Here is a 24,873-nt window from a genome sequence, read left to right as displayed (position 1 = left end):
CATGTTCATGATGATCCTTCTGGGCGGGGCGGTCGCCTTCTTCGTGATCGCCATGATCATGGCCGCCACCTCCTCCAAGGCCAAGGGCGCCAACGGCAACCAGGGCGCCGACGGACAGTCCGGGAAGCAGGGCTCCGGCAACCGGTCCCGGAACCAGGACCGTACGCAGGCCCGCCGTGAGGAGATGCGGCTGCCGTACCGCTACGCCGACGACATGATCTTCGTGCACGGCGACTCGGTGTGGACCGGCATCGTCCTGCCCACCTCCATCGACGAGTACCTCAACCCCACCGAGCTCCAGGCCATGGCCGAGGCACCGGCCCGCGCGCTGCTCAACCTCGCGCGCGGTGACCGGAACGTCGAGTGCCACTACCGCAAGGTGTACCGGCCGATCACCGCCGTCGGCTGGGCCGAGGAGCTCAACGCCGTCGCCTGGGACCCGACCGAGAACTACAAGGCGTACAACTTCCGCAAGGCCGAGTACCAGGAGCGCATCGGGGCGATGCGCGAGCGGAACATCCTGCTGGTGAAACTGGGTTCGCTCAAGCGCGGCTCCGGTGACGGCAGTGGCGTGCTGCCCGGCGGCGACGACCCGGTCGAGGACCTGGCGCTGTCCCGGGCCCTGACCGGCGCGGCCGACAAGGCGGTGGCCGGCGCGACCGGTGTCCACGGCGAGTACCTGTCGCCGGGCCTCCTCGCCCAGTGGACGCAGGTCGCGCGCGAGGTGCACGAGAGCCTGGAGAGCCTCGGCGGTACGCCGCTGGCCCGTGAGGAGCTGGTCTGGCTGATCCGCAAGCCGCTCCACGGCGACCTGCCCGTGCCGCCGGAGCCGGTGCTCGGCTCGCGGTCGTGGGGGCCGGACCAGTTCGACCTGGTCGTCGACTTCTCGGGCGAGAACCGTAAGACGCACATCGTGCTGCACCAGTACGACGAGGTCACCGGCGAGCAGCACACCAGCTACACGACGACGCTGGTCGCCGCCAACTGGCCCACGGAGACCCGCTTCCGGCAGTCCACGGCGTGGGCGCGGTACGCGGCGCAGAACGTGGAGTTCCCGGTCGAGATCGACATGCGCTTCACCCTCATCCCGTACATGAGGTTCAAGGACCGCGCCGGGAAGATCAGCGGCAACCTCCTCGACGAGATGAACGACATGGCCAACTCGGGCCGTTCGCCGGACACCAAGCTCGCCAACCAGGTCACGCGCGCCCAGCACCTCGTCGACGACATCGAGGAGCACAAGATGCCGGGGATGGAGGCGCAGATCCGTTTCACCGTCTCCGCGTCCGACCCGGCGGAGCTGGAGCGACGGCGCCGCATCCTGGAGATGCAGTTCAAGCAGGACCTGAAGGTGACCCTGCTGCGTCCGACGCGCCAGCAGTGGCGGCTGCTCCAGTCGCAGCTGCCGGGCAACGCGCCGAAGCTGCCGATCGCGCCGTACCTGCGGCTGCAGGAGGTCGAGCAGCTCGGCGCCGGGCTGCCGACGGCCGGTACCGAGCTGGGCGACAACCCGGAGCAGCGGTCCGGCAAGAAGCTCGGCTGGGTGGGGAACCTGGTCGGCTGGGCGGGCAAGATGCCGGTGCACTACTCGCTGCACGTCGGCCCGGCCCGTAACGACGGCGGTGGCCTGGCCATCGTCGGCGCGTCCGGTGGTGGAAAGTCCTCGCTGGCGCTGCAGAAGTTCTACGAGGAGTCGGAGTCGGGCGTCCGCTGCCTGGTCATCGATCCGAAGACGGACTTCGCGCAGCTCTGCTACTACCTGGGCTACGGCGCCCAGGTGAACGACCCGGACTTCGCGGGGGACGCGGAGCGGGGCGTGCTGGGGACGCCGGAGAGCCGGTTCCAGCCGGTGAACCCGGAGTTCTGGGCGGAGACGGAGGTCGTCGACCTCCTCAAGGGCCAGGCGGGTGTGCTCGACCCGTGGGTGATCGCGCGCGACGTGCCGTCGGGCCGGCTGCTGGCGGAGTCGATGCTGCGTGGCTTCCTGGGCGACGAGGACTACCAGCGTGTCCGCCTGCCCGTCATCGAGGCGATGGCGACGGTCGTCGGCTGGTACAACTCGGCGATGCGGCAGGCGACGGAGCAGGGCCTGAGCGCCCGGGACGCCGAGCAGCGGGTGCCGCGACCGACGCTGTGGAACGTCGTCGACGAGGTCGTACGGGCCTACGAGCACGCCCTCGCGACGAACGACCGCGAGGCGGCGAAGGACCTGAAGCTCGCGCAGATGCTGCTGACCGAGCTGCGGACGCTGCCGTACGCGCGACTGGCGTTCGCGGAGAAGCCGCAGACGCTGTCCGCGATGCGCAAGCGCCGTACGGTCATCACACTCCGCGGCTTCCAGTCGCCGGCGGCCTCCGACCCGCGCAACTGGAACCCGGCGGAGCGGCTGGCGGCGACGGCGCTGATGGCGGTCGTGGAGCTCGGCAGCCAGATGCTGGACGTCGGGTACGAGAAGAACCCGGTGACGGGCGAGATCGGCCTGCGCCCGAAGGCGCTGTTCGTGGACGAGGCGTACGTCGTCACGGCGACGGAGAGCGGCCGGGACCTGATGCGGCGCGCGCTGAAGCAGGGACGTTCGTACCTGGCGGTGACGGTACTGATCACCCAACAGGCGATCGACCTGGTCCAGATCGAGGACTCCGAGGCGCGCAGCGGTGGCGCGAACCAGATCCACACGGTCTTCGCGTTCAAGCAGAAGTCCGCGCAGGAGGCGTCCCTGGTGGCGCCGCTGCTCGGCCGCCCTGAGTCGGACGCGAAGGTGGTGGCCGCGCTGCAGGAGCTCCGCACCGGTGTCTGCCTCCAGCGCGACGCGGACAAGCGGGTGGGGACGGTGGCGGTGGACCTGGTCTTCAAGGAGATCCTCGCGGCCACGGACACCAACGGCACGACCCGCCCGTCGCGGCAGGGCGTGAACCCGCCGTTGAGCGTCTGGGACTGGACCTTCCTCCAGGAGACGAACGACCTGGACCCGACACCGGCCCCGTCGCGCGAAGCCCCGGCCACGGTCTGACCGACCCGGCCCACCCCGAACTCGACCCAAGGAGAAACCCATGCGCCTGTCCAAGACCTTCGCGGCCGGAGCGGTCGCCCTGACCGCGCTCGTGACGCTGACGGGGTGCGGGGGCGACGACCCGATGGAGGACTCGGGCCTTCCGAAGGTGGACAACATGGCCGCGCTGCAGCAGCTCATCAACGAGCGGGGTGCCCAGTGCGACAAGCTCGAGCCGAGGGGTGACGAGGCCTCCTACATGGAGGAAGAGGCCAAGGACCCGGCCTGGGGCATCAAGGAGCGCGCGGTCTGCCATGACGCCCAGGGCGACGACATGGTCCTGCTGCTCGTCGACGACATGACCAAGCTCCAGGAGACCAACGTCAAGGCGCAGGCCAAGGACGAAGGCAAGGACTTCATCATCGGGCAGAACTTCGCGGTGGTGCCGGTGGGCGATGGCACGGTTCGGGCCCTGATGCAGAGCGGCCTGCTCGCGATGACCTGCGACCCGTCGAAGCGCGAGGACATCCCCAGCGGCTTCACCGTCACGGAGAGCCAGGTCAAGGGCTGCTTCACCACGAACTACATCCCCTCGTAACGGGCACCCCCGCACGCCTCCCTGTAGCGGAACTCTGGAAGGAAACCGATGTTCGTGCGCCGTAAGGCCATGTCACGCGGAACCGCCGCCGAATCCCGGTCGCTGGGCCACCGGGTGCGCGGCGCGGGGCGCCTCGCGAGGACCGGCCTGTTCCTGGTCCTGGCGATGTTCGCGCTGACCATGGCCGTCCCCGGCACGGCGCACGCGGACTTCACGTGCCAGTTCACCGGTTCCGACAACTATCAGATGGACCACCCGGGGGCGAACGGCGAGAGCATCTTCCCCGCGGTAGCCCAGTGGGAGGGTGACTCCAAGCAGGCGAAGAACCTGAACGACACCACGGGCATGGTGACCGGGGCGGTCCCCATGGACGCGGATCACCCGGAGCGGTACACGCTCTACGAGCTCAACGCGCTGCGTGGCCTCGACTGGTCGATGACCTTCAAGGGGAAGGGCGACGCCTCCGAGGACAACGGCGACTGGGGCAGCGGCGCCGACAACTGCTCGATCATGGACTATGTCAACAACAACATCGCCGACATGGTGTTCAACGGCACCAAGCTCCTGACCCGCGTCGCGATTTCCATCAAGGAGTACGCCTCCAACCCGAGCCCGCTCAGCGGCCTCTACGAGGGGCGCGACAACGTCGTGGAGACGTTGAAGCGGAACATCTTCATCCCCGCCGTCCCCGTCATGATCATGCTCACCGGCATCTGGGTGTTCACCAAGTGGCGGCAGCAGCAGATGCGTGAAGTCTGGTCGGGCGTCGGGTGGGCCACCCTGACGACCATCGCCGTCGTCACTCTGCTCACGGGTGGCAACTTCGGCAAGCTGATCGAGGAAGCGGACTCGGGGATCGCCCAGGCCAACGCCCTGGTGTCCGAAGCAGCCCTTGCCGGCGTGTCGGGGAAGATGCAGTCTCCCTGCGACCTCGCGGACAACGCGGAGAACCGCGGTCTGCGTGTGTCGAGCTGCGCGATGTACGACACGCTGGCGTTCAGGCCCTGGGCTCTGGGCCAGTTCGGCGATGCCGGAACCAGCTGCATCTTCAAGAACAACAAGGGCAGCGTCAAGGACGGCACCTGCACCCCGGCCGACAACTCGGCCAAGTGCCCCTCGGGCGTAGGGGTCCGCTGCGAAGACCTCCGCGTCAAGCAGGTCGAGTCCCAGTCCCTCAACAACAACGAGGCGCTCAGCAAGAAGGAGTTCAACAAGCTCGACAACGAGTGGGAGCAGATCCGCAAGGACATCGCGGTGGGCGAGGACGAGGCCGACAAGAGCATCTATCCGGTCGGCTTCGACGAATGGTCCGGGAAGAACGCCGGCACGCGCGTCGGCATCGCCTTCTACTCGCTGATCGCCGTCCTCATCGTCGGCATCATGGTCATCGTGCTCAGCGCCCTCACCCTGCTGTGGCACGCCGTGACCCTGATCCTGATCATCATGCTGCCGCTGATCGCCACGATCGGCATCCACCCGACCCAGCAGAAGCTGCTCAAGGGCTGGTTGCAGACGTTCATCCACAGCTTCGTGCTGCGGGCCGGGTTCGGGATCATCCTGACCGTGCTGCTGGTGCTCTACCAGATGATCCTGCCCGCCAGGATCTCCCTGGGCATGCAGCTCCTCATGCTGCTGCTCGTCACCGTCGCCGTCGTGATGATGCTCAAGAAGCTCATCGCCGGGAACTTCAGCCCGCAGATCGCCGGCGCCGCCGACCTCGGCATCGGGGACATGCCGGGAGCCGTCGCCGGGAAGGCCGTGCCGATGCTCGCCGGCGCCGGCCGCATGGGTGTCGGAGCGGCCAAGACCTCCGGGCGGGTCGCGGCGGGAGCTGCCGCGAAGGGAGCCGGGTACGCCGCTCGGGGCGCGGACAAGAAGTGGAACGGCGAGCGCCTCCAGAAGGGCGGGTGGCTCGCACAGAACAACTCCAAGCGCCAGCAGCGCAAGAGCGCCTACCAGTCGCGGGCGATCCAGGAGGAGTCGTTCGAGAAGGTGGGGAACAACGCGGGTCCGGCCGCGGCCCCGACGGAAGAGGCCGCGCAGCAGCCGCCCCGCCGCACCGGCCGCGTCAGTCAGGGCGGCACCACTCCGCCCCCGGCCGCCACCGGCTCCCCGGCCCCGGCTCCCGCGCCGCAGCAGCAGCAGCCCGCGCCCGCTCCCGTGCCGCAGCAGCAGCCCGCGCCGCCCCGGCCGCAGCGGGTTCAGCCGCCGCAGCAGCCGGTGCAGACGCAGCCCACGCAGCCGCAGCCGCCTCAGCTGCCCCCGCAGACGCCCCGTGACGACAACCGCATGCCCCGATAGGAGGTTCGTCCATGTCACGATCGGATGCGGTCGTCGGGGCCGTGCGGCGGCTCTTCCGGCAGGAGAAGAGCGATGCCTGGGCGGTGAAGCTGCTGCCCCGGCTCGTCCTCGGGATCGCGGGAGCGTACACGCTCTTCATCCTCGCCTCCGCCGGGATGAGTTCCTTCCTCACGCTCTGCGCGCTGGCGGCGCTCGGACTGCTGGTGTTCCTGCTGCGCCGGCGGGGCCAGTTGCTGCTGGCGCTCGGGTCGACGGTCGTGACCGCCGCGTTCGCCGGGTATCTGGCGGCCGTGGGGGACATCGCACGGGGGGTCTCCTCCGGCCTGCTCAGCGGGCAGGCCGTGTTCGGGCACTGGGCGCTCGCCGGGATGGCGCTGCTCGGGGCCTGGATGGCCAAGGACCATCCGGGCCGGCGCGGGATCACCGTCGTGCTCGCCGACGTCGTGTTGCTGGTGGCGGCCGGGGTGGGGACGGTCGTGCCCGCGGTCGCCGTGCCGCTCGGTTTCCTCGGCATCGCCGCCGTCCTCACGGCCCGGGGCGGTGGGGGCGCCGCCCTCCGCGGATTCGCCCGCCGTTTCGTGCGGCGGCCCTCCGAGGACACCGACGCGAACGCCACCAGAGCCGACCGCAAGCAGGCCTGATGGCGGCTCAGGAGGCGTTCGCGCGACTCGGTTACAGTTTGGAACAGCTTTGCGGTCGCCATTTGCACTGCTCTAGAGTCCCCAGGTATCAAAAATTGCCACGGGGGGCACTTTCATGGTCACAACCGCTCGCAGGACCCGTCCCGCACCATCCATATCCACCGGCGCGGCCACCGCTTCCCTGCCCTGCCACCGCCGACCGGACATCTTCCGCCATCCCCTTCTGGAGAACCCGCCCCTCGCTGCCGCCGAGCTGCCCCTGCAAGGTCGGCGCGCGCAGGCGCTCGCGCACGCGGCACGTCAGCTGTGCGCCTCCTGCCCGCTTCGGCAGGAGTGCCTGCGGGACGCCGTCCTCCGCCCGGATCCGGGCGGATACCTCGCCGGGACCACCGAGCAGGACCGGCGGCTCATCCGCCGCCGGCTCGGCATCGGTACGCCGCAGGGTGACCTGACCGCGCCCGCCGACCTCCGCCACCGGTCCGCCGAACTCACCGCCGTACTCGATGCTTTCGCGCCACGGCACGCGGCCCGGCCCGCGCACTGGGACGCCGGGCACGAGGCCGGACACGGAGAGCGGCCGACTCCCCGGACAGGTCCCAGGCCTGTGATCCCACCCCAGAAGACACACCACTCAGCAGAGGTATCCATGGCGGTTCCGGCAGGAGAACGGATCACCTTCCCGCTCGACGATCCCGTCGTCGCGGTGCGGAAGGCCGTCCTCGCACCACTGCTGCATGCCGCGCTGCCCGCCGTCGAAGCGACCGAGCAGCTCGCCGGGATGCTCGCGCACGCGCCGTCCGCCGGGCTGACGCCGGAGCTCGCCGAGGCGTGCCGCCGAGTGCGCCGCTGCCTGGAGACCTGGCGCGCCGAGTGCAGCGAGGACGCGCCCCGGCCGCGGGCGGACACCGGACTCGTCGGCTCCGTCAGCGTCGAACTGGCCACCAGCGACCCGATCACCGCCCTGCGGCAGGACCTCTTCGAGCCTCTCCTGAGGCGGGTCTCGGAGTCGATCGTCCGTATCGAGGCGGTCATGTCGGTCCTCGACATGGGGGAGGGAGTCGGTGGTGCCGCCCGCACCTCGGCCACTCTCGCGGACCTCCGGGTCGCCCTGCGCGAACTCGCCGCGCGCATCGAGGCGTACGAGAGCGTCGCGGCGGGTACCGCCGCCGCCCCCACCACCGTCCCGCGCCTGCGCGCCGTGGCCACCGGTGACGCCGTGGTCCGCGCCTTTCCGGCCACGACGAGCCTGCGCCAGGCCGTCGACCGGGCCGTCGTCTCCTTCCCCGGACCCTTCACCGCCCGGGACGTCCTGCTCGCGCTGCCTCCTGAGGTCTTCCAGGAGTCGGCGAAGTCGATCAGCAACGTCCTGTCCGCCATGGTCAAGTCCGGGCGGCTGCGGCGCGTGTCCCGCGGCACGTACACCATGGACCCCGTGGTCGCTACGCGTCCCCTGGACGAAGCCCCGTCCGCCGGCGACCTCGCCGCGCACTCCTGAAAGGACCCCGAGTCGTGCAGCCCATGCCCCCGGCGGCCGAAGTCCGCATCTTCTCCCCCAACGCGGGGCTGATCGACGGAGTTCCGGTCACGGCCCCGCCGTACGGAGACATCCAGGAGGTCGTGATCTCGATCCTCCAGCAGCGCGCCCAGCAGTTCGGCGCCCCGGCCCCGGCGTCCATCACCGACGACCGGTACGGCGGCGCGATCCGCCTCCTCATCCACGCGGACGGCACCACGGAGGCGCTGGACTAGGACCAGGTCGTGTCCGTACGGGCGGGGCCAGGTCTCCTCGTACGGGCGGGGCCAGGTTTTCTCGTGCGGGCGGGGCCAGGTTTTCTCGTACGGGCGGGGCCAGGTCTCCTCCGTCCGCACGGGGCCCCACCGCTCTCGCCCCTGCCCCGCTCTCACCCCTGCCCCGCTCTCACCCCCGCCCCGGGCTCATCCCCGTCTTCGCGCCCGCCCCGCACAGCGGCAGCACCGTCAGACCCGGACGTGGAGGCGTCGCGCGGATCGCCGCCCAGCAGGCCACGCCCGTCGACTCGACGAAGAGGCCGCGGCGTGCCAGGTCCACCTGGGCGGCGTGGAGCTGGTCCTCCGTCACGGTCAGGAAGGTGCCGCCCGTCGCGCGTACCGCCCGCAGGATCTGGGCCGCGCGGGGCGGGTTCGGGATCGCGATGCCCTCCGCCAGCGTCGGGCGGGCGGGTGCCGGGGCCAGGAGTTCGTCGGCGTCCGCGTGGAACGCCTCGGCCAGCGGCGCCACCGCCGCCGCCTGGACGGCGACCAGGGCGGGGCGGGTGTCGATCAGGCCGTGGCCGTCCAGCTCCTCGACGGCCAGGGCGGCGCCCAGCAGGAGCGTTCCGTTGCCGACCGGGACGACGAGCGTGTCCGGGAGGCGGCCGCCGAGGTCCTCCCAGAGTTCGTACACGTACGTCTTCGTACCGTGCAGGAAGTGCGGGTTGTACACGTGCGAGGCGTAGAAGGTGCCCGGCTCGTCGGCGGCCGCGCGGGCCGCCCGCGCCGTCGCCTCGCGGTCCCCGGGCACGACCGTCAGCCGCGCTCCGTGCGCCCTGATCTGCTCCAGCTTCTTGGCGGACGTGCCGGCCGGTACGTAGACCACGCAGTCGAGGCCCGCCCGCGCGCAGTACGCGGCGATCGCCGTGCCCGCGTTGCCGCTGCTGTCGGCGAGGACGCGGCGCGGGGAGAGCCGTCGGGCGAGCTCGGCGAGCATGACCGCGCCCCGGTCCTTGAAGGACAACGTCGGCATGAGGAAGTCGAGTTTGGCCGAGATGTCGTCGGCCAGCGGGACGAGCGGGGTGCGGCCCTCCCCGAGCGTCACGCGCGGCGCCCCGGTCGCCAGCGGCAGCGCCTCTTCGTAACGCCACAATGAATTCACGCGTGACGCAAGGGACTTGAGTGAAACCGCGGCGCTGGTGAATTCGAGGTCCCAGGGGCCGCCGCAGCGCGGACAGCACCAGGTGAGGGCGTCGGCGGGGGAGCGGACGTGGCAGCGGGGACACACGTAGGCCGTCATGGGCGTCAGCATGGCAGCTGTGTGACGCACGTGTTTCGGGGCGCTCGGGGCTCTTGTGAGATTCCTATGGATCAGCCAATCTTTCGCTCGGCAGCCGGATGTACGAAACGGTGTGGACACTCCATGCCGCTTTGACATGCGCCTGCCATACCCCCACAGCAGCGCACCACCTATGAGGAGGATCCCTCACATGTCAGTGATGCGTGACTCGCGGCGCAGACTCGCCGCGGCCAGTGCCATAGCCGTCGCCGCCCTGGCTCTCGGCACTGCCGCCGGCTTCCCGGCCACCGCGGCCGAGGCAGCGCCCGAAGGCGTGATCCAGAACGCCGGGGCCCCCGGCACGATCGCGGGCAGCTACATCGTCACCCTGAAGGAGTCCGCCCCGGCGGAGACCTCCAAGGGCCGGGCGGTCGCGGCCAAGCACGGCGCGACGATCAAGAAGACGTACACCTCGGCGCTGAACGGCTACAACGTCGAGCTCTCCGAGGCGCAGGCGAAGAAGCTCGCCGGCGACCCGTCGGTCGCCTCCGTCGTGCAGAACCGCGTCTTCACCGTCGACGGCACGCAGCCCTCCCCGCCGTCCTGGGGCCTGGACCGGATCGACCAGCGGGCCCTCCCGCTGAACCAGAGCTACACCTACCCGGACAGCGCGGGTCAGGGCGTCACGGCGTACATCATCGACACCGGCGTCCGGATCTCGCACAGCGACTTCGGCGGCCGGGCGTTCAACGGCTACGACGCCATCGACAACGACAACGTCGCCCAGGACGGGCACGGCCACGGTACGCACGTGGCCGGCACGGTCGGGGGATCCTCCTACGGTGTCGCCAAGAAGGCCAAGATCGTCGGCGTCCGCGTCCTCAACAACCAGGGCTCCGGCACGACCGCGCAGGTCGTCGCCGGTATCGACTGGGTGACCCGGAACGCCGTCAAGCCGGCCGTCGCCAACATGAGCCTCGGCGGTGGCGTCGACACCGCGCTCGACACGGCCGTGCGCAACTCGATCGCCTCCGGCGTCACGTACGCCGTGGCCGCGGGCAACGACAGCTCCAACGCCTCCAACTACTCGCCGGCGCGGGTCACCGAGGCCATCACGGTCGGCTCCACGACCAACACCGACGCCCGCTCCAGCTTCTCCAACTTCGGCACGGTGCTGGACATCTTCGCGCCGGGCTCCTCCATCACGTCGTCCTGGAACACGAGCGACAGCGCCACCAACACCATCTCCGGTACGTCGATGGCCACCCCGCACGTCGCGGGCGCCGCCGCCGTCTACCTCGCGGACAACCCGTCGGCCTCCCCGGCCCAGGTGTCGACGGCGCTGACCAACGCCGCCACACCGAACGTCGTCGGCAACCCCGGCACCGGCTCGCCGAACCGGCTGCTCTTCGTCGGTGGCGGCGGCACCACCCCGCCGCCCGGCAAGAAGTTCGAGAACACCGCGGACTTCGCCATCGCCGACAACACGACGGTCGAGTCCCCGGTCACCGTCAGCGGCGTCACGGGCAACGCCCCCGCCGCCCTCCAGGTCCCCGTGAACATCGTTCACACCTACATCGGTGACCTTCAGGTCCAGCTGATCGCCCCCGACGGCACGGCGTACACGCTGAAGGGGTACGGCACGGGCGGCAGTGCCGACAACATCAACACCACCTACACCGTGAACGCCTCCTCGGAGGTCGCGAACGGCACGTGGAAGCTGCGCGTCAGCGACAACGCGAACGCCGACACCGGCAAGATCGACTCCTGGGCGCTGCAGTTCTGAGCCACCTCCGACCCATGAGCCCCGAATGAGAAGGGGCGGCCGCCGATCCTCGGCGACCGCCCCTTCACCCATGTCAGGGGAGGCGGAGCAACGCGTCCACGCCTCCGTGTACCGCCCTCGCCCCGTGAGCACGTACGATTCGGCCGCCCGATCGCACGTTCGTACCACCCCGCCTCTACAGGAGCACCGTACTCGTGGAGCCCTCCCAGCCGCCCCAGGATTCTCCGCCGCCCCGTCAGGGCCGGCCCGCTCCCGAGCCGTCGGATCCGACCGGCCCGCCGGCAGCGCAGCCGGCCCCCGGGGCCCCTGGTGTCCCTGCGGCTCCCGGGGTGTCTGGTGCCCCTGCGACTGCGGCTCCCGGGATGCCCGGGGTATCTGCGGCTCCCGGAGTCCCCGCGGCGCCCGGGGCGGTGCCGGCTCCTCCCCCTGCGCCCGGGGGACCCGCGGTTCCCGGGCCGTACGGCTCCGGCCCCTACGGGCCCTACGGGCCGTACGGGCCCGGTGTCGCCGGCCCTGGCTTCGGGCCCGGCCCCTACGGGATGCCGCAGCGGCCCACCACCAACGGGATGGCCATCGCGTCCCTGGTCTCCGGCATCGTGTGCTGCCTTCCGCCCCTCGGCCTGGTCTTCGGCCTGATCGCCCTGCCGCAGATCAGGAAGAAGAACCAGACGGGCAAGGGTCTCGCCGTCACCGGCATCGTCCTGTCCTCCCTCGCCTGCCTCCTCATAGTCGCCGGTCTCGTCTCCGGCGCCGTCGGCGAGGCGTGGCGGGGCTTCCAGAAGGGCGTGGACGAGGCCGCGCGGTCCAGCTCCGCGTTCTCGCTGCGCACGGGCCAGTGCTACAACGTCGACGGCGACCTGGAGGCGCTGACCTCGGAGGTCGAGGTCGTCGACTGCGCGCGGCCGCACGAGGGCGAGGTCACCGGCGGATTCAAGATCACCGAATTCACCAAGTGGCCCGGCGAGACGGCCCTCGACGACATCGCCACCGAGCGCTGCGCCGACATCGGCAACGCGTACGCGCTCGACAGCTGGGCCTTCCCCGAGGAGGTCTACGACTTCTACTACATGCCGAGCCCCGACAGTTGGCGCGTCGGCGACCGCACCGTGACCTGCGCGTTCATCGTCGACGGCGGCGAGACGATGAAGGAGTCGCTGCGCGCGGACAAGGCCACCCTCGACGCCGACCAGCTCCACTTCCTCACCACCATGAACCGGATCGACGACGTCCTCGCCGAGGAGCCGGAGGACGACGCCGACGAGGACCTGGACGCCAACACGGCCTGGGCGCGGAAGGTCCACGACGTCGTCGCCGCCGCGAGCCGCGGGCTGGGGACCCACTCCTGGCCGGCGGCGTCCACGACCGAGGTGCAGGCACTCGCCAAGGAGCTGGACGCGTCCGCCAAGGAGTGGGACGAGCTGGCGAGGTCGGCCGACGCGGACGTCTTCTGGGACCGCTACGACGTGGCCTACGACGGGACCTTCTGGGACGCGGAGGCCAAGGCCCGCGCCACGCTGAAGCTGGCGGCGACCTCGCCGTCGACCGAGTCGCCGGACGCCGGTCCCTCGGCCTGACGGACGGCGTACGTGACGGGGCCGGGACTCCATTCAGGAGTCCCGGCCCCGTCCTCGTACCGTCAGCGGACCGGTGCGCCGCCGCCCGTCAGCAGGCCTGTGGGCTGTCGCCCGTCAACGGCGGCCGAGGGCCGGCCTACGCCCGTCAGCGGTGGCCGAGGGCCCGTTCCACGCCCGTCACGGTGGCCGAGGCCGGTCGACGCCCGTCAGCGGTGGCCGAGGCCGGTCGACGCCCGTCAGCGGTGGCCGAGGACCCGGTCGACGGCCGTGATCAGCTCGCCGTCGGGGGTGTCCCCGTCCAGCGACCAGAACATCGCGCCGCCGAGCCCCTTCGCCCGCACGTACGCCGACTTGGTGCCCAGCACCCACGGGTCGTCGTACGTCCACAGGTTCGTGCCGTCGAAGAGCCAGGCGTGGCCGTTGCGCCAGTCGCGGTGCACCTTGTACGCCCCGGAGTCCGCGAGCTTCTTCAGGGCCTTGTAGTCCTCGTAGCCGTTCGCCCAGGTGGCGGGGGCCGGGCCGGTGCCGGGCTGTCCGAGCCCGTCGCCGCCGCCCGAGACGCCCGTCCAGCCCTGGCCGTAGAACGGCATGCCGACCACGAGCTTGCGCGCGGGCGCCCCGCGCCGCAGCCAGTCGTTCACGGTCTGGTCGACGCTGAAGTCGCCGGACTTGGCGAAGAGCGCGGACTGCTGGGCGGTCGTGGTCTCCCAGGGGCCGTGGAAGTCGTAGCCCTGGAGGTTCACGAAGTCGAGGTCCCGCATGATCTTGGGGACTTCGAAGCCCGCGTCGATCTTGGCGGGAGCGGTGGGCACGAAGGCGGTCAGCTCGTAGTGCGTGCGCTTGCCGTCGGCGCTGCCGCCGCCCCGCTGGTGCTGCTGCGCCTTCGCGTACGCGTCGAGCTGCGTGCGGAACTCCCGTACGAGCGCGGTGAAGTTCTGCTTGTCCTCCGGGCGGAAGACGGTGTCGACGTCGCCGGCCGAGCCCGGCCACTCCCAGTCGAGGTCGATGCCGTCGAAGAGACCCGCGGCGGCTCCCGCGCCGCCACGGGCGCCGTCGGTGGGCAGGTTGCCCTTGATGTAGAGGTCGATGCAGGAGGCGACGAGGGCCTTGCGCGAGGCGGGGGTGCGGGCCGCGTCGGAGAAGTGGGTGGACCAGCTCCACCCGCCCAGCGAGATCAGGACCTTGAGGCCCCGGTGCTTCGCCTTCAGCTCGCGCAGTTGGTTGAAGTTGCCGGCGAGCGGCTGGTCGGCGGTGTCCGCGACGCCGTCCACCGAGCCCGCCGCGTCCAGCGGCCGCACGTAGTCGGCCCAGGCGTCGGCCTCTCCGGGCGTGTTGCCGGTGAAGCACTTTCCGTCCGGACTCACGTTGCCGAAGGCGTAGTTGATGTGGGTGAGCTTGGCCGCCGTACCACTGATCTCCAGGTCCTTGACCTGGAAGTTCCGTCCGTAGACGCCCCATTGGGTGAAGTAGCCGACGCGCTTGTACGACGCGCCGGACCCCGGGCGGTGCGAGGAGCCGTACGAGGAGTCGGGCGAGGAGGCGGACGCCGACGCGGACGACGGCGCGGGGTCGGCGCCCGCGGCGGGCGCGAGACCGGCCACGAGGCCGAGGGAGAGGGCGGCGATCGTCAGCCGGGCAAGGGTTGTTCGACGCATGAGGCTCGTTTCCTGTGCGTGTGCCGGAAGGGAGCGGTGCTCAGCGGTGCGCACAGGAAGCTATTGGTCTGGACCATTAACGTCAAGGTGTTGGGTGGCCATACCTGCGGTAAGTGCAGGCGTAAAGGTAAGTCATCACTTCGAGTGAAACTTTGGCCCATGCTTGCGGGTGGCCACCGAGGGTTGTCAGTCTGTAGCTGTCCGTCAACCTGAGGGGAGTGTCCTGTGACGTTCGGTGAGCAGCCCGCCTACCTGCGCGTGGCGAGCGATCTCCGGAAGAAGATCGCCAACGGCTCGCTTCCGCCGCATACCCGTCTCCCGTCGCAGGCACGCATCCGCGAGGAGTACGGCGTCTCGGACACCGTGGCCCTGGAGGCCCGCAAGGTGCTGATGGCCGAGGGGCTCGTCGAGGGCCGCTCGGGTTCGGGGACGTACGTCCGGGAGCGGCCGGTGCCGCGCCGGATCGCCCGCTCCGGATATCGGCCGCCGTCCGGCGCCAACCCCTTCCGCCAGGAGCAGGCGGCCGACGGCGCGCGCGGCACCTGGGAGTCCAGCAGCGAGCAGGAGCACGCGAGCGCCTCGGTGGCCGCCCGGCTCGGCATCGAGCCGGGGGAGCGCGTGATGCGTACGCGGTACGTGTACCGGGACGCGGGCGAGCCGATGATGCTCTCCACCTCGTGGGAGCCGCTCGCGGTCACGGGGCGGACGCCGGTGATGCTGCCGGAGGAGGGTCCCCTCGGCGGCTGCGGGGTCGTGGAGCGGATGGCGGCGATCGACGTGGTCGTGGACAACGTGGTGGAGGAGGTCGGCGCCCGCCCGGGGCTCGCGGAGGAGCTGCTCGCGCTGGGGGGCGTCCCGGGACACGTGGTGATGGTCGTGGAGCGGACGTACTACGCCTCGGGACGCGCCGTCGAGACGGCCGACGTCGTCGTCCCGGCCGACCGCTACCGCATCGCCTACCACCTGCCGGTGCGCTGAGGGGCGGCGCGGGGCGGGGCGGGGGACGGAGGAGGCGGAGGGGGCGGCCTCGCCGTCGGAGCGGGGCCCCGGGGGTCGGTGACGGCTGGGTGGTCCGTCGTCCGGCGGTGGCGCCCGGTGGCCCTCGGCGGGCTTCGGCCGCCGGGGTGGTGACCCGTGACCGCTGGGCGGGGTGCGTCGTCCGAAGGGTTTTCCGGGAGTTAACGGCGCGTCGGCTCCCGTAACCGCGAGGCAACCGCGCGCCGACCCGCGTCGTCACGCCCCGCTCCTACCTTCCTGGTCCGTACCCGCAATCCGGTCGGACGACAGGAACCCTCATGACGGATACGGTCACCCCAGCCGAGTCCCCGGCGGTCGCCACGCCACCCCGCCGCAGCTACGCGAAGCTGGCCGCCGACGAGAGCCGCGAGGACTACTCCCTCCGCTACGCGCCGCACTCCTTCCGGCGCTGGTCCCCCTCGATGGTGGCCGGCACGGCGCTCGGCGGCATCGCCTATCTCGCCGACTTCGCCATCGGCGCCTCGATCGTCTTCACCTACGGCTTCACGAGCGGCCTCGCCTCGATCCTCACCGCCGCGGCGATCATCTTCCTCACCGGCATCCCCATCGCCCGGGCCTGCGCCACCTACGGCCTGGACATGGACCTGGTGACCCGTGGCGCCGGCTTCGGCTACTTCGGCTCCACCCTCACCTCCCTCATCTACGCCTCCTTCACCTTCATCTTCTTCGCGCTCGAAGGCTCGATCATGGCCCAGGCCATGCACCAGGCCGTCGGGCTGCCGGTCGAGATCGGCTATCTGGTCACGACCCTCATCGTGATCCCGATCGTCTTCCGGGGCATGGGCGCGCTCGCCAAGGTGCAGGCCTGGACCCAGCCGATCTGGATCGTCGGCATGGTGCTGCCCTTCCTCGTCCTCGCCTTCGAGGCCCCGGACGCCTGGGGTGCCTTCGGCTCCTTCGGCGGTACGGAGGGCGCGGGCTCGGGCTTCTCCTGGATCGGCTTCGGCCTCGGCACGGGCGTCGCGCTCTCGCTCATCGCCCAGATCGGCGAACAGGCCGACTATCTGCGCTTCATGCCGGCGAAGACCGAGGCCAACAAGCGGCGCTGGAACCTCGCCGTGCTCGCCGCGGGCCCCGGCTGGGTGATCATCGGCGCGGCCAAGCAGCTCGGCGGGGCCTTCCTCGCCTTCGTCGCCCTGGCCGTCGTCGGCAAGACCCACGCCCTGGAGCCGATCGCCCCGCAGATCGAGGCGCTCAAGCCCTGGCTCGGCACCTTCGCCCTGCCCGCCGCCGCCGTCTTCGTGATCGTCTCGCAGATCAAGATCAACGTGACCAACGCCTACAGCGGCTCGCTGTCCTGGTCGAACTTCTTCTCCCGCGTCACCCACCGCCATCCCGGCCGGGTCTGGTACATCTTCCTCAACCTCGCCATCGCGCTGACGCTGATGGAGATGAACATGTTCGCGGCCCTGGGCAAGCTCCTCGGCTTCTACTCCAACGTCGGCATCGCCTGGATCGCCGCCGTCGCCGCCGACCTCGTCATCAACAAGCGGGCCGGCTGGAGCCCGCCGTACATCGAGTTCAAGCGCGCCTATCTGTACGCCGTGAACCCGGCCGGGTTCGGGGCGATGGTGGTCGCCTCGACCGTCTCGATCCTCGCCTTCTTCGGACTCTTCGGCGTCTACGCGCAGGCCTTCTCCACCTTCATCGCCGCCGGCCTCGCGCTGGTCCTCTGCCCGCTGATCGCCTGGGCCACCCGGGGCCGCTACTACCTGGCCCGCCCGAACACGGTGTCCGGCCCCGGGGTCGCGGTGGCGGATGTGACGGCGACTCACCTCTGCGCGGTCTGCGAGACGGCGTACGAGCTGCCGGACATCGCCGACTGCCCCGTGCGGTCCGGGCCGATCTGCTCCCTGTGCTGCTCGCTCGACGCCGAGTGCGGCGACGTCTGCCGCAAGGACCCCGCGTCCACCGGTCCGGTCCTGATGCCGGTGCCGACCGTCCCCCGGGCCGCCCTCAGGGCCTGATCTTCGGCCTCCCTCCGTCGGTTCCCGGCCGGATCCGTACCTCTTTGTGAAAACCCGTATCCGCTGTGTAAAGGTCAGGCGTAGGGTCGGGCATATGCGGATTGCCATTTCAGGGAGATCCATAGAGACGTCCGGACCGGCGGAGGGAGAAGCCCGATGACCGACAGCGGCCCTGTCCTGCCCTGGCTGGTCATACGGCAGGACGACAACGGCAACCGCTATCGGGTCGGGCGGTACGCGACGAGGGACGAGGCCCAGAAGGTGGCCGACGGCCTCGACGACCGGGGACACCGGCAGCTCTACTGCGTCGAGCGCATCGGTCAGCCCGCGCTCTGACTCCCGTATCGCTCCGCGTGGCCCCGTACCGCCCCGCATGACCCCGCACCACCCCGCACCGCCCCGTGCTCCGACCCGCGCGGGTTACGCTCCGGGCCATGACAGAGAGCACGTCCGACCACGTGGCCGACCACGTGGTCGTGGTCGCCGGAGCCCTGTACGACCGGGGGCGCCTGCTGGCCGCGCGCCGCAGCGCCCCCGCCGAGCTCGCCGGCCGCTGGGAACTGCCCGGCGGCAAGCTGGAGCCGGGGGAGCGCCCCGAGGAAGCCCTGGTCCGCGAGTTGCGCGAGGAGCTCGGGGTCGAGACCCGGCCCGGTGAGCGCATCCCCGGCGAATGGCCGCTGAAGCCCGGGTACGTCCTCCAGGTGTGGACCGCGCGACTGCTCTCCGGTGAACCCCGCCCGCTGGAGGACCACGACGAGCTGCGCTGGCTGGCCCGCCACGAACTGGACTCCGTCGACTGGCTCGACCAGGACCGCCCGGCCGTCGCCGAGGCCGGCCTGCGTCTGCCGCCCGGCTGAGGCTCTACGCCGTTCGTGCCACCGTGCCCCCACGGAGCCCCTCACCGCGATAGCCCGCCCCCAATATCGGGTATGTGCCCATTAACCCCCCGAAAAAGGACGTGGGCCTCCCTTCTGGTGATGGGCTGGGGAAGTGATCGGGCGTGATCGACACCGAAGGCGACTGCGTCGAGTGGAGTTTCCCGGCGGAGGCCAATGCCGTGCGCACGGCCCGTCACGCGGTGCGCGACACGCTGCGGAGCTGGCGCATCGACGCGGCGGTGGGTGATGTCACGGTCCTGCTGGTGAGCGAGCTGGTGACCAACTCCCTGCGGTACGCCTCCGGCCCGATCGGCGTCCGGCTCGTCCACCTCCAGCCCGGTGCGCCCGGCATCATGCATCGCCCCGCCCTGCTCGTCGAAGTCTCCGATCCGCTTCCGGACGCGCCCACCGAACGCGCCGCCGGCCCCGACGACGAGGGAGGTCGCGGACTCCAGCTCGTGGCCTGTTCAGCACAGCGCTGGGGGATCCGTAAGGGGAGATCCGGCAAGACAGTGTGGTTCGAGCTGGCCCTGCCGGGTTAAGAGAGGGGAGGGACGACGATCACCATGGTCTCGGCCGGAAATGAACGAGACCACCCTGTGATCGTGAACGTCGTGCCGTCGGGGGCCGTAGTGCTGAATACTGCGGGCATGGCCGGTCCGGTGCGGTGAGCTGGAGGGGACGGTCGCGTGAGCGAGATACCTGAGTCGGCGAGCGGCGTCGTGTGGCAGAGCAGCACGCCCGGCTCGATCTATGACTACATCCGGGTCGCCTCCTTCTCGATAGGGTCCGACGGGCTCGTCGACCAGTGGAGCAGGCGGGCCGTGGACCTCTTCGGCGTGCCCGCCGACGAGGCCGTGGGCAAGGACCCGGTCGAGGCCTTCATGCCCGCCGACCTGCGGGAGCGTGGCCGTCGCCGGGTCGCGGAGATCCTCGACGGCAAGGAGTGGACGGGCCTCGTCCCGTTCCGGATACCCGGCCAGAACCGGCGTGACGGGCTCGCCGAGATGTACGTCATGCCGAGCCAGACCGAGGCCGGCGAGCGGGCCGCGCTCTGCATCGTCGTGGACGTGCGGGCGCTTCGGCACATCGAGACCGACCTCGCCGCGTCGCAGGCGATTTTCGGCCAATCCCCGTTCGGGTTTCTTCTCTTCGGCACCGACCTCACGGTGCAGCGCGCCAACCAGCGCTTCGCCACGGTCTTCGGCGGCTCGGCCGACGAACACCGGGGCCGTACGGTCCACGACTACCTCTCGCGGCCCGAGGCCGACCGGATGACCGCCGCGCTCCAGCGGGTCCTGGAGACCGGCGAGTCCGTCACGGAGTTGCAGATCGTCGGCGCCCCTCCCGGCTCCACCGACCGGCGCCACTGGTCGATCAACCTCTACCGCGTGCACAGCGGCTCCGGCCGGCCCGTCGGCGTCGCCGGCCTCGGCATCGACGTGACCCGCCGCCACACCGCGGCCCGCGAGGCGGCCAACGCCCGCCGCAACCTCGCCCTCCTCAACGAGGCCGGCGCCCGCATCGGCAACTCCCTCGACCTGGAGGCCACCGCCCGCGAGCTGCTCGACGTGGCCGTCCCCGGCTTCTGCGACCTCGCCTCCGTCGACCTCTACCAGGGTCTGCTGACCGGGGACGAGGCTCCGCCCGGACGGTGGGGGAACTCCCACGACGTCGGCTACGGCGCGGGCAGCGCCGAACTGCGCCGGGTCGCCTTCGCCAGCGCCGTGTCCGACGCCCCGCTCCGCGGCCCCGAGGGCACCACCGGCGGCTCCGACCCGAGCGGCGGCTGTTGCGGCACCGGGCCCGTCGAGGTCGGCTCCGTCCACCGCTACCCGTTCAACTCGCCCTGCGCCGGAGCGCTCCGCACCGGCCGGGTCAGGTCGGTACCGGGCGGCGAGGGCAGCCTCGTCCAGTCCACCCTGGTCGTGCCGATGGTCGCCCACGACACCGTCGTCGGCCTCGTCCAGTTCTCCCGTACGAAGGGCAGCGAGCCCTTCGGCGAGCGGGACCGGGCCCTAGCCGTCGAGCTGGCCGCCCGCGCCGCGGTCTGCATCGACAACGCCCGCCTCTACCGCCGCGAGCACGAGCGGGCCCTCATCCTCCAGCGCAGCCTGCTGCCGCCCGGCGACCCCGAGGCCGCCGGCCTCGACATCGCCTGCCGCTACCTCCCCGGCACCACGGCCACCGAGGTCGGCGGCGACTGGTTCGACGTCATCGAACTCCCCGGCCACCGCACGGCCCTGGTCATCGGCGACGTGATGGGCCGCGGTCTGCGCGCGGCCGTCGCCATGGGCGAACTGCGCACCGCCGTCCGCACCCTGGCCCAGCTGGACCTCGAACCCGCCGAGGTCCTCTCCCACCTCGACGAGATCGCCCGCGGCCTCGGCGCTCCGGCGGGCGCCCAGCAGAGCGGCCGCGCCCACAAGGCCCGGGGCCCGGAACTCTCCGAGGTCTACCTCGCGACCTGCGTCTACGCCGTCTACGACCCGGTCACCCGGCGCTGCACCTTCGCCAACGCCGGCCACCTTCCGCCGGTCCTCGTCGAACCGGGCGAGAAGGCCCTGCTGCTCGACGTGCCGCCGGGGATGCCGCTCGGCGTGGGTGGCGAGCCCTTCGAGGAGGTCGAGGTCGAGCTCCCGGAGGGCTCCCTCCTCGCCCTCTACACCGACGGGCTCGTCGAGTCCCGCGACCATCCCCTCGACGAGGGGCTGTCCGCCTTCCGCAGCACGCTCACGGGCACGGGCATGCCCCTCGAAGACGTCTGCGACCGCGTCCTGACCACCCTGCACACCGGGCACGGCGAGGACGACATCGCCCTCCTGATGGCCCGTATCCAGGGACTGCCCACCGAGGCGGTGGGGGACTGGCGGCTGCCGAGGGAACCCCGCTCGGTCGGCCGGGCCCGCGAGCTCGCCCGCGCGCAGCTCAGCGCCTGGAACCTCGACGCGCTCGTCGACACCGTCGAACTGCTCGTCAGCGAACTGGTCACCAACGCGCTGCGCTACGGCGAGGGCGAGATCAGGCTCCGGCTGCTGCGCGACCGCACGCTGGTGTGCGAGGTCTGGGACGCCGGGCTCGTCCAGCCGAGGCGCCGCCGCGCCCGGGACACCGACGAGGGCGGACGCGGGCTGCAACTGGTCGGCCTCCTCAGCGCCGCCTGGGGCTCGCGCCGCACCCCGCGCGGCAAGACCGTCTGGTTCGAACTGCCCCTGCCGGACGGCGACGGGGCGGCGGAGCCCACGGTGGAGCAGCTCCTGAGCATGTTCTGAGCGGAGCCGCCGCGCTGCTTGTCGAGCGCGGCGGGGTGCTGCTTCTTGAGCGTGGCCGGCGGGGCACTGCTCCTGGGCGCGGCGGACGGGGAGCCGCTTGTCGAGCGCGGCGGTCCGGGAGCTGCTTCTTGAGGGTGGCGGTCCGGGCGCTGCTCCTTGAGGGTGGCGGTCCGGGCCGCTACTTCTTGAGCGCGGCGAGCCGGGCCTCGATCTCCGCGTGGTCGCCGAGCGTGTCCAACTGCTCGAACTGGGCGTCCAGCGAGGAGGCCGCCAGCTCCTGCTTGCCCATGGCCCTCGCCTCCTCGCGGCGGACCTTGTCCTCGAAACGGTTCAGCTCGCTCGTCGGGTCCAGCACGTCGATGTTCTTCACGGCGTCCATCATCGTGTTCTGCGCCTGCGCGGACTTGGCACGGGCGACCAGCTCGTCGCGCTTGGACTGGAGCTCCGTCAGCTTGGCCCTCATCTGATCGAGCCCGCTCTTGAGCTTCTCCACGATCTCGGTCTGCGCCGCGATGGTCGGCTCGGCCGTGCCGGCCTCCTTCTCCGACTGGAGCTGGCGGCCCAGCGCGACCTTGGCCAGCTGGTCGAAGCGGTCCGCCTCCGTCGTCTGTCCGGTGGCGCGCAGCTCGTCCGCCTTCCTGCTCGACGCCAGCGCCTTCTCGCCCCACCCCTTCGCCGCTCCGACGTCCTCCTGGTGGTCCTGCTCCATCAGCCGCAGATTGCCGATCGTCGTCGCGACGGCCTCCTCCGCCTCCGTGATGTTGTTGCTGTAGTCGCGGATCAGCTGGTCCAGCATCTTCTGCGGGTCCTCGGCCTGGTCCAGCAGGGCGTTGATGTTGGCCTTCGCCAGCTGGGTGACGCGGCCAAGGACGGTCTGCTTGCTCATGGTCCTTCTCCTTGCACACGAGGGGTGGGAGGGGGGAGGGGCGACGAAGTGAGTGACTCAGGGAATGGGCGCCGGGAGTGCCGGGAGGGTCAGAACCGGCCTCCACCGCCCAGCCGGCCTCGGGTTCCCCCGCCGCCGAAACTGCCGGGCCCCCCGCCGAACCCGCCCCCGCCGAACCCGCCGCCTCCGCCGAAACCTCCGCCGAAGCCCCCGCCGTGGCCGCCGCCTCCCCGTCCGCCGCCGAAGAGGCCGCCGAGGATGATGCCGCCGAGCACCGCTCCCCCGAGCCCTCCGCCGCCCCCGCCGACTCCGGTCGTACCGCCGAGACCGTCCGGGTTCCCGTACGTACGGACGTCCTGCTCGGCGAGGTCCTGCGCGCGCCGGGCCAGCGCGTCCGCCTGCTGGGCCTCGGCGAGCGCGGCCTGCGGGTCGTCGGCCGACGCGAGGGCCTTGGCCTTCTCCAGCCGTCGCTGCGCCTCGGCCAGGCGGGTCCGGGCCTCGCTGCCCACGGCGCCGCGATGGGTCGTGACGTAGTCGGCGGCCGCTCCGATCGCCGACCGGGCGGTCAGCATCACCTGGTCGAGGAGCGCGCGGGCGCGCCGCGTGCCCGACTCGCGCTCCCGCGCGCCGGCCAACGCCTCGTCGAGCGCCGCGTCGGCCTCCTCCACCCGGCGCAGCGCGTCGAGCGGGTCGTAGTGTCCCGCGTCGACGGTCCGCCGTACGTCGGCGACGACGGACTCCGCCCGGGCGATCCGGCCCTGCAGGTCGGCGGTGGAGACGCCCTCGGCCGTGCCCTGGAGCAGGCCGCGCGCGTCGGCGAGGTCCGCCTCGGTCTCGGCGAGCGAGGTCGGCAGCCTGCCCACGGCCTCGGCCAGCTCCTTCGCGCGCCGGTCCACGGCCTCGCTCAGCCGGGCGGCCTGATCGAGAGCCCCCTCGGCCGCCCGGATGTGGACCGCCGCGATGCCGTTGTCACCGGAGTCGACGGCCTGCTGGGCCTGGTTCAGATGCGTGGTCGCGAACACCAGCCGGTCCTTGGCCTGTTCGACGTCGCCCGCCACGGGGGAGGCGGCCGACTCGGCGTACCGGTCCCGCATCGCGGTGAGCGCCGCCTCCGCCGTACCGACCCGCCCGGTCTCCTCCCGGAAGGCGCCCTCGGCATGGGCGAGCGCCCCCGGGGCGTTGTGCTCCAGGGCCCGGAGCCGGTCGAAGTCCTCCGACTCGGCGTCGAGGCGGGCGTTGGCCTCGCCGCAGCGCCGGACGATCTCGTCCAGCATCGAGCGGCGGGTGGCGTCGTCCTCGGGGAAGGCGTCGTCGAGCTTCTGGCGCAGCCGGAACGCGGCCGTCAGCTGCTCCTTCGCGAACGCCACCGCGACGGTGAACGGCTGGGCCGCCTCCTCGCCGAACTGGGCCGTCGCGAAGCCGAGTTCCTCCTGGCTCGTACGGACGGCGTCGTCGGTGCCGACCAGGGTCCGGCGCGCCTGCGCGTCCAGCTCGTCCAACGGGAGCCGCGCGGGTTCCTTCGGGGCGCCCCAGCCCTGCCCGGCCTGCGGCTTCGTGCCGCCGCCCGGGCCGCCCGGGCCTCCTGCCCCGCCGGCGCCTCCCGCCCCGGTGCCGCGCCGGCGCCGGGTCCAGGCGTACGCGGCGACGGCGCCCGCTCCGCCGACGAGGACGACGGGCAGGACCAGGTCGGTCCCCGAGGTTCCGTCCTCGGCCGCGCCACCGGGATCGGCGGGGCCGGGGGTGATCGCGGGCGTGGGCACGGGCCGGCCGGCGAGGACGGCGTCGTAACCGTTCGCCGCGCCGATCGCGGCGCCCGCCCAGTCGTTCTGCCGCAGGGCCGGTTCGATCGCGGTGCGGGCGACGTCGTCGAGCTGGGTCGTGGTGAAGCGGGAGTCGGGGTCGGCCGAGTAGCCGTACTGCCGGTCGTGCGTGGCCACCGCGAGCAGGACGTCGTCCACGCCGAGCCCGTTGCGGGTGGCGGTGGCGTCGGCCCAGCCCTGGCCGGAGCGGCCGGAGAAGTCCCGTACGTAGACGACGAAGAGCTGCACCCGCCGGTCGTCGTAGAGCTGGTCGAGGGCCTGGGTGACCGCGCTGCGGCGGTCACCCAGCGCACCGACCGTGTCGGTGATCTGTCCGTCTCGGGAGAGCACGACGGGGTCGTCGGCCCGGGCGCCGTGAACGGCCGGGACGACCAGCCACCACGCCGCCACCAGCATCGCGAGAAGGGCTCGGGTGGCTGTTCGCGTCACAGGGGGAGGTTATGTCCCGATCTGTCCGCTCG

At 71.6% G+C, this 24,873-nt stretch carries 18 protein-coding genes; 14 read left to right on the top strand and 4 right to left on the bottom strand.

The annotated features are described in order from the left end of the window. Window position 1: 1 nt before the first annotated feature. The 6 genes from ACIPPS_RS03185 to ACIPPS_RS03160 all read left to right on the top strand — a co-directional run bounded on the left by ACIPPS_RS03185 (window position 2) and on the right by ACIPPS_RS03160 (window position 8,278). Complete coding sequence (locus tag ACIPPS_RS03185; RefSeq protein ID WP_401426171.1) at window positions 2–3,010, top strand: ATP-binding protein; 3,009 nt, start codon at window positions 2–4, stop codon at window positions 3,008–3,010. 40 nt (window positions 3,011–3,050) lie between these two features. After that, window positions 3,051–3,587, top strand: coding sequence for a hypothetical protein (locus tag ACIPPS_RS03180; protein ID WP_401426169.1), 537 nt, complete (start codon window positions 3,051–3,053; stop codon window positions 3,585–3,587). A 48-nt stretch (window positions 3,588–3,635) separates the two neighbouring features. Then, window positions 3,636–5,888 (top strand): hypothetical protein, encoded by a 2,253-nt coding sequence (locus tag ACIPPS_RS03175; protein ID WP_401426167.1) that lies wholly within the window; start codon window positions 3,636–3,638, stop codon window positions 5,886–5,888. An 11-nt stretch (window positions 5,889–5,899) separates the two neighbouring features. Continuing rightward, a complete protein-coding gene (locus ACIPPS_RS03170; protein WP_401426165.1) occupies window positions 5,900–6,529 on the top strand; it encodes a hypothetical protein in 630 nt (209 codons plus the stop codon). Window positions 6,530–6,644: 115 nt separating this feature from the next. Beyond that, on the top strand, window positions 6,645–8,024 hold the full coding sequence (locus tag ACIPPS_RS03165) for a WhiB family transcriptional regulator (protein ID WP_401426163.1): 1,380 nt from the start codon (window positions 6,645–6,647) through the stop codon (window positions 8,022–8,024). A gap of 23 nt (window positions 8,025–8,047) precedes the next feature. Then, a complete protein-coding gene (locus tag ACIPPS_RS03160; RefSeq protein WP_401427188.1) occupies window positions 8,048–8,278 on the top strand; it encodes a hypothetical protein in 231 nt (76 codons plus the stop codon). 169 nt (window positions 8,279–8,447) lie between these two features. Here the strand turns inward: ACIPPS_RS03160 and ACIPPS_RS03155 are convergent, their stop codons facing one another. Continuing rightward, the gene (locus ACIPPS_RS03155) at window positions 8,448–9,569 is read right to left on the bottom strand and encodes a pyridoxal-phosphate dependent enzyme (protein WP_401426161.1); all 1,122 of its coding nucleotides are present in this window, start codon (window positions 9,567–9,569) and stop codon (window positions 8,448–8,450) included. A gap of 178 nt (window positions 9,570–9,747) precedes the next feature. Here ACIPPS_RS03155 and ACIPPS_RS03150 point away from each other — a divergent pair, with 178 nt between their 5' ends. After that, on the top strand, window positions 9,748–11,322 hold the full coding sequence (locus ACIPPS_RS03150) for a S8 family peptidase (protein WP_401426158.1): 1,575 nt from the start codon (window positions 9,748–9,750) through the stop codon (window positions 11,320–11,322). A gap of 566 nt (window positions 11,323–11,888) precedes the next feature. Then, entirely contained in the window at window positions 11,889–12,896 is a 1,008-nt protein-coding gene (locus ACIPPS_RS03145) for a DUF4190 domain-containing protein (RefSeq protein ID WP_401426156.1), read from the top strand. Window positions 12,897–13,132: 236 nt separating this feature from the next. On the opposite strand, the gene ACIPPS_RS03140 is transcribed toward ACIPPS_RS03145, so the two are convergent. Then, window positions 13,133–14,551 carry a glycoside hydrolase family 18 protein gene (locus ACIPPS_RS03140; protein WP_401426154.1) on the bottom strand — a complete coding sequence of 473 codons (1,419 nt, stop codon included), beginning with the start codon at window positions 14,549–14,551 and terminating at the stop codon, window positions 13,133–13,135. A gap of 225 nt (window positions 14,552–14,776) precedes the next feature. Here ACIPPS_RS03140 and ACIPPS_RS03135 point away from each other — a divergent pair, with 225 nt between their 5' ends. The 6 genes from ACIPPS_RS03135 to ACIPPS_RS03110 all read left to right on the top strand — a co-directional run bounded on the left by ACIPPS_RS03135 (window position 14,777) and on the right by ACIPPS_RS03110 (window position 21,706). Further along, window positions 14,777–15,529: a GntR family transcriptional regulator gene (locus ACIPPS_RS03135; RefSeq protein ID WP_401426152.1), complete on the top strand. Its 753-nt coding sequence runs from the start codon at window positions 14,777–14,779 to the stop codon at window positions 15,527–15,529. A gap of 317 nt (window positions 15,530–15,846) precedes the next feature. Beyond that, entirely contained in the window at window positions 15,847–17,556 is a 1,710-nt protein-coding gene (locus tag ACIPPS_RS03130) for a purine-cytosine permease family protein (protein WP_401426150.1), read from the top strand. A 156-nt stretch (window positions 17,557–17,712) separates the two neighbouring features. Further along, the gene (locus ACIPPS_RS03125) at window positions 17,713–17,892 is read left to right on the top strand and encodes an SPOR domain-containing protein (RefSeq protein WP_401426148.1); all 180 of its coding nucleotides are present in this window, start codon (window positions 17,713–17,715) and stop codon (window positions 17,890–17,892) included. A gap of 98 nt (window positions 17,893–17,990) precedes the next feature. Further along, on the top strand, window positions 17,991–18,413 hold the full coding sequence (locus ACIPPS_RS03120; protein ID WP_401426146.1) for a (deoxy)nucleoside triphosphate pyrophosphohydrolase: 423 nt from the start codon (window positions 17,991–17,993) through the stop codon (window positions 18,411–18,413). A gap of 143 nt (window positions 18,414–18,556) precedes the next feature. Next, complete coding sequence (locus tag ACIPPS_RS03115) at window positions 18,557–18,976, top strand: ATP-binding protein (protein WP_401426144.1); 420 nt, start codon at window positions 18,557–18,559, stop codon at window positions 18,974–18,976. Between the two features lie 147 nt (window positions 18,977–19,123). After that, complete coding sequence (locus tag ACIPPS_RS03110; protein ID WP_401426142.1) at window positions 19,124–21,706, top strand: SpoIIE family protein phosphatase; 2,583 nt, start codon at window positions 19,124–19,126, stop codon at window positions 21,704–21,706. A 178-nt stretch (window positions 21,707–21,884) separates the two neighbouring features. Here the strand turns inward: ACIPPS_RS03110 and ACIPPS_RS03105 are convergent, their stop codons facing one another. Both ACIPPS_RS03105 and ACIPPS_RS03100 read right to left on the bottom strand, forming a co-directional pair. After that, window positions 21,885–22,592: a PspA/IM30 family protein gene (locus ACIPPS_RS03105; protein ID WP_401426140.1), complete on the bottom strand. Its 708-nt coding sequence runs from the start codon at window positions 22,590–22,592 to the stop codon at window positions 21,885–21,887. A gap of 89 nt (window positions 22,593–22,681) precedes the next feature. Continuing rightward, entirely contained in the window at window positions 22,682–24,808 is a 2,127-nt protein-coding gene (locus tag ACIPPS_RS03100) for a TPM domain-containing protein (protein ID WP_401427186.1), read from the bottom strand. Between the last annotated feature and the right edge of the window lie 65 nt (window positions 24,809–24,873).

It is taken from the genome of Streptomyces sp. NPDC090127, assembly GCF_044746945.1.
GTDB lineage: Bacteria > Actinomycetota > Actinomycetes > Streptomycetales > Streptomycetaceae > Streptomyces.
Note: the sequence above shows the minus strand (reverse complement) of the source record. Positions and strands in the feature narration are given on the sequence as shown.